Genomic DNA, 8,963 nt, shown 5'->3' on the forward strand with positions numbered 1-8,963 from the left:
CCTGGCGTGAAGCAGAACGAGTCCCCCGCGGACCGGGCCTTCCGCGCCGAGGTCCGCGACTGGCTCCAGGGCAACCTGTCGGGCGAGTTCGCGCACGCCCGCGGGCTCGGCGGCCCCGGCCGCGAGCACGAGGCCTTCGAGGAGCGGCTGGCCTGGGAGCGTCACATGGCCGCCGCCGGCTGGACCTGCGTCGGCTGGCCCCGCGAGTACGGCGGCCGCGGCGCCACCGTCGAGCAGCAGGTGATCTTCCACGAGGAGTACGCGCTCGCCGACGGGCCCGCCCGGGTCAACCACATCGGCGAGAACCTGCTCGGTCCCACGATCATCGCCTTCGGCACCGACGAGCAGCGCGCCCGCTTCCTGCCGCCGATCGTGGCGGCGCGGGAGCTGTGGTGCCAGGGCTACTCCGAGCCGAACGCGGGCTCCGACCTCGCCAACGTGCAGACCCGCGCCGAGCTCGCCGGGGACCACTGGCTGGTCGACGGGCAGAAGGTGTGGACGTCGCTGGCCCTCGAAGCCGACTGGTGCTTCGTCGTGTGCCGCACCGAGCCGGGGTCGTCGCGCCACAGGGGCCTGTCGTACCTGCTCGTCCCCATGCGCCAGGACGGCGTGGACATCCGGCCGATCGTCCAGCTCACCGGCACCTCCGAGTTCAACGAGGTGTTCTTCGACGGCGCCCGCACCGACGCGGGCAACATCGTCGGGGAGCCCGGCGAGGGCTGGAAGATCGCGATGGCGACGCTCGGGTTCGAGCGCGGCGTCGCGACGCTCGGCCAGCAGGTCGGGTTCCGGCGCGAGTTCGAGGGCGTCGCCGACCTCGCCCGCCGCACCGGCGCCATCGACGACCCCCTGCTGCGCGACCGGCTGACCCGGTCCTACATGGGCCTGGAGATCATGCGGCTGAACGCGGTGCGCACCATGGCGGGCGTCGCGTCGGGCGCGCCCGGCCCCGAGTCGTCGATCTCCAAGCTCGTCTGGGGCACCTGGCACCGCGAGCTCGGCGAGCTGGCCATGGACGTCCTCGGCGCCGCCGGCCTCGTCGCCGACGGGGCGCCGGGCACCGGTCCGGACGGCGGGACCGCGCAGCCCTACGACCTGAACGACTGGCAGCGGCTGTTCCTGTTCTCCCGCTCCGACACGATCTACGCCGGGTCGAACGAGATCCAGCGCAACATCATCGCCGAGCGCGTGCTCGGCCTGCCCCGTGAACCGGCCGCCGACAGGAAGGCACGCGGATGACCCCGCCCCCCTACGTCCCCGGGCACGGCCTGCTCGCCGGCCGCGCCGTCGTGATCACCGCGGCGGCGGGGGCCGGCATCGGCGGCGCCACCGCCCGCCGCTGCCTGGAGGAGGGCGCCCGCGTCCTGGTCTCCGACGCGCACGAGCGGCGGCTCGCCGCGACCGCGGCGGAGCTGGAGAAGGAGTTCGGCTCCGACCGGGTCGACGCGCTGCCCTGCGACGTCACCTCCGAGGAGCAGGTCCAGGCCCTCTACGGCCGGGCCGTGGAGCGGTTCGGCCGCATCGACGTCGCGGTGAACAACGCCGGGCTCGGCGGGACGGCGGACCTCGTCGACATGACCGACGAGCAGTGGGGCCGCGTCCTCGACATCACCCTCACCGGCACGATGCGCTGCACCCGCGCCGCCCTGCGCCTCATGCGCGACCAGGGCTCCGGCGTCGTCGTCAACAACGCCTCGGTGATCGGCTGGCGGGCGCAGAAGGGGCAGGCGCACTACGCCGCAGCCAAGGCGGGGGTCATGGCGCTCACCCGCTGCTCCGCGCTGGAGGCGGCCGACTTCGGCGTCCGGGTCAACGCCGTCTCCCCGTCCCTGGCCATGCACCCGCACCTGGTCAAGGTGACGTCGGAGGAGCTGCTGGAGGAGCTGACGCGCCGGGAGGCGTTCGGCCGCTACGCCGAGCCGTGGGAGGTGGCCAACGTTATCGTCTTCCTGGCCAGCGACTACTCGTCGTACATGACGGGCGAGGTCGTCTCCGTCTCCTCCCAGCACGCTTAGGACACCGGTACATGAGGAACTGCGCATGAGTCCACGACGGCGCGACGCCGAGGGCACCGCCGCCGCCCGCGCGGGGCGGCGGGCCGAGCTGCTCGCCACGGCCGCCGAGGTGTTCGCCTCCCAGGGCTACTCCGCCACCACCGTCCGGAAGGTGGCCGACGCCGCCGGGATCCTCGGCGGCAGCCTCTACTACCACTTCGACTCCAAGGAGTCGATGGCCGACGAGATCCTGTCGACCTTCCTGGACGACATGTGGGCCGCCTACGACCGCGTCCTGGAGGCCGGGCTCAGCGCGCGCGACACCCTGGAGGCCATCGTCGTCGAGTCGTTCCGCTCGATCGACAGGCACCGTCCCGCGGTCGTCCTCTACCAGAACGAGTCCAAGCACCTCGCGACCAGCGAGCGGTTCCACTACCTCCTGGACTCCCAGCGGCGGTTCGAGGAGATGTGGCTGTCCCTGCTGGACCGCGGCGTCAAGGAGGGCGCGTTCCGCGCCGACCTCGACCGGACCCTCATCTACCGCTTCATCCGCGACACCGTCTGGGTCGCGGCCAACTGGTACCAGCACGGCGGGCGGCTGTCCGCCGACGACATCGCCAAGCAGTACCTCGCCATGTTCCTCGAAGGGATCCAGGCGAGCTAGGCCCGTACGAAGGAGACACCCCCCATGGCCGAGGCTTACATCGTCGACGCGGTCCGCGCCCCGGTCGGGCGCCGCAACGGCGGGCTCGCCGGAGTGCACCCCGCCGACCTCGGCGCGCACGTGCTGACCGCCCTCATGGACCGGACGAAGATCGACCCGGCCGCCGTCGAGGACGTCGTGTTCGGCTGCGTCGACACCCTCGGCCCGCAGGCCGGCGACATCGCCCGCACCTGCTGGCTGGCCGCCGGGCTCCCCGAGGAGGTCCCCGGCGTCACGGTCGACCGGCAGTGCGGCTCCTCCCAGCAGGCCGTGCACTTCGCGGCGCAGGCCGTCCTGTCCGGGACGTCGGACCTGGTCGTCGCGGGCGGCGTGCAGAACATGTCGCAGATCCCGATCGGCTCGGCGATGACCGCCGCGGCGCCGCTCGGCTTCACCGAGGGCCCCTTCGCGGGCTCGGCGGGCTGGGCGCGCCGCTACGGCGACACCGAGGTGTCGCAGTTCAACGGCGCCGAGATGATCGCCCGCGACTGGGACATCTCCCGCGAGGAGATGGAGGCGTTCGCCTACGAGTCGCACCAGCGCGCCATCCGCGCCATCGACGAGGGCCGGTTCGAGCGCGAGACCGTCGCCTGGGAGGGCGTCACCACCGACGAGGGCCCGCGCCGCGACACCACCCTGGAGAAGATGGCGGGCCTGAAGACCCTGGTGGAGGGCGGCCGCCTCACCGCGGCCGTCTCGTCGCAGATCTCCGACGGCGCGGCCGCGCTGCTCATCGCCTCCGAGCAGGCCGTGAAGGACCACGGCCTCACCCCGCGCGCCCGCGTCCACCACCTGTCCGCGCGCGGGGAGGACCCCATCCGGATGCTGTCCGCGCCCATCCCCGCCACCGCGTACGCGCTGAAGAAGACCGGGATGACGATCGGCGAGATCGATGCCGTCGAGATCAACGAGGCGTTCGCCTCCGTCGTCCTCGCCTGGCTCAAGGAGACCGGCGCCGACCCGGCGACGACCAACCCCAACGGCGGCGCCATCGCCCTCGGCCACCCCCTCGGCGCCACCGGCGCCCGCCTGATGACCACCCTCCTGCACGAGCTCGACCGCACCGGCGGCCGCTACGGCCTCCAGACCATGTGCGAAGGCGGCGGCCAGGCCAACGTCACCATCATCGAGCGGCTCGGCTAGCCCAGGGGCGAGGAGGCGGATCGTGGAGGTCTTCGAACCGGCGCGGCTCGGGCCGCTGACGCTGCGGAACCGTGTGATCAAGGCGGCCACGTCCGAGGGGATGACGCCCGAGGCGCTGGTCACCGACGACCTGATCGAGTACCACCGGCGGCCGGCCGCCGGGGGAGTGGGCATGACCACCGTCGCCTACTGCGCGGTCGCGCCCGAGGGGCGGACCGAGCGGCGGCAGATCTGGATGCGACCGGAGGCCGTCCCCGGGCTGCGGCGCCTCACCGACGCCGTCCACGCGGAGGGCGCCGCCGCGTCCGCGCAGCTCGGGCACGCCGGCCCGGTCGCCGACGCCAGCTCCAACGGGCGGCCCGCCGTCTCGGCCGGGCGGTTCTTCAACCCGCTCGGCATGGCCTTCACCAAGGTCGCCAAGGCGGAGGACATCGAGCGCATCACCCGCGCCCACGCCGAGGCCGCGCGGCTGGCGATCGAGTCCGGCTTCGACGCGGTCGAGATCCACCTCGGGCACAACTACCTGGCCAGCGCGTTCCTCAGCCCCCGCCTCAACCGCCGCAAGGACGGCTACGGCGGGCCGATCGAGAACCGGGCCAAGGTCGCGCTCGGCATCGCCCGCGCCGTCCGGGACGAGGTCGGCGACCGCATCGCGATCACCGCCAAGCTCAACATGCGCGACGGCGTGCGCGGCGGCCTGGAGATCGACGACAGCCTCCACGTCGCCCGCCGGCTCCAGGAGGAGGGCACCGTCGACGCGCTGGAGCTGACCGCCGGCAGCTCGCTGCTCAACCCGATGTACCTGTTCCGCGGGGAGATGCCCATCCCCGAGTTCGCGGCCAGCTACAAGCTGCCCATGCGGATCGGCCTGCGGATGTTCGGCAATCGGTTCCTGCGCTCCTACCCCTACCAGGACGCCTACCTGCTGGAGCACGCGCGCAGGTTCCGCGCCGAGCTCGACCTGCCCCTGATCCTGCTCGGCGGCATCACCGACCGCGCGAGCATGGACACCGCGATGGCGGAGGGCTTCGAGTTCGTCGCCATGGCCCGCGCCCTCCTCCGCGAACCCGACCTCGTGAACCGGATCGCCGCCGACCCGTCCACGCCCTCCCTGTGCGTCCACTGCAACCGCTGCGTCCCGACGGTCTACCGGGGCACGCACTGCCCGCTCGTCCCGGCGCCGGATTGACCTGGAGCGCGCTCCAGCTCGTAGCGTTCGGGGCATGACCACTCCACAGCACACGATCGGATCGGGGTTCGGTTTCGAGAGCACGGCGAGGGACGTCCTCGCGGGCATCGACCTCACGGGGAGGCTCGCCGTCGTCACCGGCGGGTACTCGGGCCTCGGCCTGGAGACGACGCGGGCGCTGGCGGGCGCGGGGGCGCAGGTGGTGGTCCCCGCGCGGCGCCCGGAGGCGGCGAAGGAGGCCGTCGGCGGCATCGACGGCGTCGAGGTGGACGAACTGGACCTGGCCGACCTGGAGAGCGTGCGCGGGTTCGCGGAGCGGTTCCTCGCGTCCGGCCGCGGCATCGACATCCTGATCAACAACGCGGCGGTCATGGCCTGCCCGGAGACGCGCGTCGGGCCCGGCTGGGAGGCGCAGTTCGCCACCAACCACCTCGGGCACTTCGCGCTGGTGAACCGCCTGTGGCCGGCCGTCGGGCCGGGGGCCCGGGTGGTCGCGGTCTCGTCGCGCGGGCACCACTTCTCCCCGATCCGGTGGGACGACGTGCAGTTCGAGCGCGGCTACGACAAATGGGAGGCGTACGGGCAGGCGAAGACGGCCAACGTGCTGTTCGCCGTCCACCTGGACGCGCTCGCCAAGGACGCCGTACGGGCCTTCTCGCTCCATCCGGGGAGCATCCTGACGCCCCTCCAGCGCCACATCCCCCTGGAGGAGAAGGTGGCGAACGGCTGGGTCGACGAGGACGGGAACGAGATCGCCCAGGGGTTCAAGACGCCGGAGCAGGGCGCGGCGACGGCGGTGTGGGCGGCCACGTCCCCGCGGCTGGCCGGCATGGGCGGCGTGTACTGCGAGGACTGCGACGTCGCCGAGCGGGCCCCCGAGGGCGACCCCGCGCGCCGCGGCCGCGTCGGCGCGCCCTCCAGCGGGGTGCGCTCCTACGCGACCGATCCGGCGCAGGCCGAGCGGCTGTGGGAGCTGTCGGCGGAGCTGACCGGGGTGAACGCGTTCGCGTAGCGCCTGCGACGATGGGCCCGTGATCGACATCGCGGGGTGGGCCCCGGAACCGGAGGAGACGACCGAGGTCGTCGGCGCAGGGCCGTCGGAGGCGCTGGCCGGGCTGCTCGACGTCGAGCCGCCGGGGGAGGAGCTGCCGCCCCTCTGGCACTGGCTGCACTTCCTGGAACGGCCCGCGCAGCGGGACCTGGGACCGGACGGGCATCCTCGCGAGGGCCGGTTCCTACCGCCGATCCCCGAGCGGCGCCGCATGTTCGCCGGCGGGCGGTTCCGGATCCACGATCCCCTGCGCGCCGGGGACGCCGTCACGCGCCGGACGGAGCTCGCCTCCACCGCGGTGAAGCGGGGCCGCAGCGGGGAGATGCTGTTCGTGACCGTCCGGCACAGGTTCCTGCGGGACGGCACCGAGATCGCGGTCGAGGAGCAGGACCTCGTCTACCGCAGCGGCGGCGCGGCGTCCCGTCCGGAGCCGCCGCGGTTCGAGGCGCCGGCCGTGGACGCGCCGTGGACGCTGAGCACGACCGCCGACCCGGTCATGCTGTTCCGGTTCAGCGCCCTCACCTACAACGCCCATCGCATCCACTACGACGAGGCGTACGCGACCGGGGTGGAGGGGCACGCCGGGCTCGTCGTCCACGGCCCGCTGCTCGCGATCCTCTGCCTGGAGCTGCCGCGCCGGGCGGGCCTGAAGGTACGCGAACTGTCGTTCCGCGCCCGCAGGCCCGTCCACGCGGGGCAGCCGTTCGTGGCGGCCGGGTCCCCGGACGGGACCCTCTCGATCCACGCCCCGGGCGACGCCACGGCGATGACCGCCACCTTCGCGTGAGCGGCGCCGGTCTCCCCCGACCGGCGCCGATCTCCGTCAGGCGGCGGTGACGGGCGCCTCCCGCAGGGCCGGGCCGCCGCGGCGCTCCGCCGCGATCTGCTGCACGTACCGCTTGACCTCGCCGCTGACGCGCTCGTCGTCCCAGCCGAGCCAGGGCGCGACGAGCTCGGCGACGCGGGACGCCGCGGCCGCGCCGCCGTCCCACTCCTCGATCGAGACGCGGAGCCGCCGCGCCAGGACGTCCTCCAGGTGCAGCGCGCCCTCGTGCGTCACCGCGTAGACGGCCTCGGCGCACAGGTAGTCGCCGGCCCCGGGGATGGGGGCGCCGAGCGCCGGGTCGTCGGCGACCATGGCCAGCACCTCCCGGGCGCACGACCCGTACCGGTGCAGCAAGTGCTCGATCCGCGCGACGTGCAGGCCGGACTCGGCGGCGAGCCGGCGCCGCTCGTTCCACAGCACCTCGTATCCGGTGGCGCCGAGGATCGGCAGCCGGCCGGTGACCGACGCGGGGACGGAGTCGTCGAGGCCCTCGGCGACGACGTCGACCGCGTCCCGCGCCATCACGCGGTAGGTGGTGAACTTCCCGCCGGTCACGACGACGAGGCCGGGCACCGGCTCGGCGACGGCGTGCTCGCGGGAGAGCCGCGTGGTGTCGTCCATCTCGCCGGACAGCAGCGGCCGCAGCCCCGCGTAGACGCCCTCGATGTCGTCGTGCGTGAGCGGCGTCCGCAGGACGGAGTTCGCCTGGTCGAGGAGGTAGCCGATGTCGGTGTGGTCGGCGACGGGCTCGTCGGGGCCGTCGGCGTGCGGGGTGTCGGTGGTGCCGACGAGCCAGTGCCGCCCCCACGGGATGATGAACAGGACGCTCCTGGAGGTCCGCGTGATCAACCCGGTGCCCATCGGGATCCGGTCGCGCGGCACGACCAGGTGGACGCCCTTCGACGCCCGCACGGCGAACGCCGCCCGGGACCCGGTCATCGCCTGCGCGCCGTCCGTCCACACCCCGGTCGCGCACACCACGCGCCGGGCCCGCACGGCGATCTCCCGGTCGCCCTCCAGGTCCAGGACGCGGACGCCGGTCACCCGCTCGCCCTCGCGCAGGAACCCCGTCGCCTCCGCGCGGGTGGCCACGCTGGCGCCGTACTGCGCGGCGGTGCGGGCGACCATCATCGTGTAGCGGGCGTCGTCGACCTGCGCGTCGTAGTACTGGACGGCCCCGACCAGCGCGTCCGAGCGCAGGGCGGGGGCCTCCCGCAGCGCGGCCCGCCGCGTGAGCTGGCGGTGCCGGGGCAGCGAGCGCGCGCCGCCCATCGTGTCGTACAGGGTCACGCCCGCGCTGACGTACGCCCGCTCCCAGACCCGGTTGCGCAGCGGGTAGAGGAACCGGACGGGCCGCACCAGGTGCGGGGCGAGCCGCTGCAGGAGCAGGCCGCGCTCCCGCAGTGCCTCCCTGACCAGCCCGAAGTCGCGCTGTTCGAGGTAGCGCAGCCCGCCGTGGATCAGTTTGCTGGACCGGCTGGACGTGCCGGCCGCCCAGTCCCGCGCCTCCACGAGGGCGACGGACAGGCCCCGCGAGATCGCGTCGAGCGCCGCGCCGGCGCCGACGACGCCGCCGCCGACGACCACGACGTCGAACTCGGTCTCCGCCAGGCCGCGCAGGGTGTCCTCGCGGTACTGGGGGCCGAGGGCTACAGATGTCACCGCATGCTCCCGGAGAGAGGTCGGAACCAGTGTCGTGCGGCCGGGTTGCGGCGGGCCGTCGCCCGGAAGGACTCCGGGCCAACAACCCCCCGCACCCCGGCGAAGGCGCGCTCAGTCACTCAGGTCGACCCAGTCGAGAGTCCGGTCGACGGCCTTCTTCCAGCCTGCGTAGCCCTGGTGGCGTTGGTCGTCGTTCCAGGTGGGCTGCCAGCGTTTGTCCTCGTTCCAGTTCTGGCGGAGTTCGTCGGTGGTGGTCCAGAATCCGACGGCCAGGCCGGCGGCGTAGGCGGCGCCCAGGGCGGTGGTCTCGGCGACGACGGGGCGGGAGACCGGGACGCCGAGGATGTCGGCCTGCAGTTGCATGCACAGTTCGTTGGCGGTGACGCCGCCGTCGA

9 protein-coding genes are annotated in these 8,963 nt (G+C 73.7%); 7 read left to right on the forward strand and 2 right to left on the reverse strand.

The genetic code is table 11. The annotated features are described in order from the left end of the window. The first annotated feature begins 6 nt into the window (after nt 1-6). From ABD944_RS04040 to ABD944_RS04070, 7 genes are read left to right on the forward strand one after another with little or no spacing between them, the layout of a single operon-like run. The gene (locus tag ABD944_RS04040; RefSeq protein ID WP_345172474.1) at nt 7-1,239 is read left to right on the forward strand and encodes an acyl-CoA dehydrogenase family protein; all 1,233 of its coding nucleotides are present in this window, start codon (nt 7-9) and stop codon (nt 1,237-1,239) included. Continuing rightward, entirely contained in the window at nt 1,236-2,015 is a 780-nt protein-coding gene (locus ABD944_RS04045; protein ID WP_345172476.1) for an SDR family oxidoreductase, read from the forward strand. The genes ABD944_RS04040 and ABD944_RS04045 overlap by 4 nt, the downstream gene beginning before the upstream one ends. A gap of 25 nt (nt 2,016-2,040) precedes the next feature. Next, nucleotides 2,041-2,658 carry a TetR-type transcription factor C-terminal domain-containing protein gene (locus tag ABD944_RS04050; RefSeq protein WP_345172478.1) on the forward strand — a complete coding sequence of 206 codons (618 nt, stop codon included), beginning with the start codon at nt 2,041-2,043 and terminating at the stop codon, nt 2,656-2,658. 24 nt (nt 2,659-2,682) lie between these two features. Next, a complete protein-coding gene (locus ABD944_RS04055) occupies nt 2,683-3,840 on the forward strand; it encodes an acetyl-CoA C-acetyltransferase (RefSeq protein WP_345172480.1) in 1,158 nt (385 codons plus the stop codon). 22 nt (nt 3,841-3,862) lie between these two features. Next, nucleotides 3,863-5,029 carry an NADH:flavin oxidoreductase gene (locus tag ABD944_RS04060; RefSeq protein WP_345172482.1) on the forward strand — a complete coding sequence of 389 codons (1,167 nt, stop codon included), beginning with the start codon at nt 3,863-3,865 and terminating at the stop codon, nt 5,027-5,029. 34 nt (nt 5,030-5,063) lie between these two features. Next, nucleotides 5,064-6,041: an SDR family NAD(P)-dependent oxidoreductase gene (locus tag ABD944_RS04065; RefSeq protein ID WP_345172484.1), complete on the forward strand. Its 978-nt coding sequence runs from the start codon at nt 5,064-5,066 to the stop codon at nt 6,039-6,041. Nucleotides 6,042-6,060: 19 nt separating this feature from the next. Then, nucleotides 6,061-6,867, forward strand: coding sequence for an HTD2 family dehydratase (locus tag ABD944_RS04070; protein WP_345172486.1), 807 nt, complete (start codon nt 6,061-6,063; stop codon nt 6,865-6,867). A 36-nt stretch (nt 6,868-6,903) separates the two neighbouring features. On the opposite strand, the gene ABD944_RS04075 is transcribed toward ABD944_RS04070, so the two are convergent. Both ABD944_RS04075 and ABD944_RS04080 read right to left on the reverse strand, forming a co-directional pair. After that, on the reverse strand, nt 6,904-8,568 hold the full coding sequence (locus ABD944_RS04075; protein ID WP_345172488.1) for a glycerol-3-phosphate dehydrogenase/oxidase: 1,665 nt from the start codon (nt 8,566-8,568) through the stop codon (nt 6,904-6,906). Nucleotides 8,569-8,679: 111 nt separating this feature from the next. Further along, a partial coding sequence (locus ABD944_RS04080) for an FGGY-family carbohydrate kinase (protein WP_345172490.1) occupies nt 8,680-8,963 on the reverse strand: 284 nt, incomplete at its 5' end.

This window comes from Actinomadura verrucosospora, from assembly GCF_039540335.1.
GTDB lineage: Bacteria > Actinomycetota > Actinomycetes > Streptosporangiales > Streptosporangiaceae > Spirillospora > Spirillospora verrucosospora.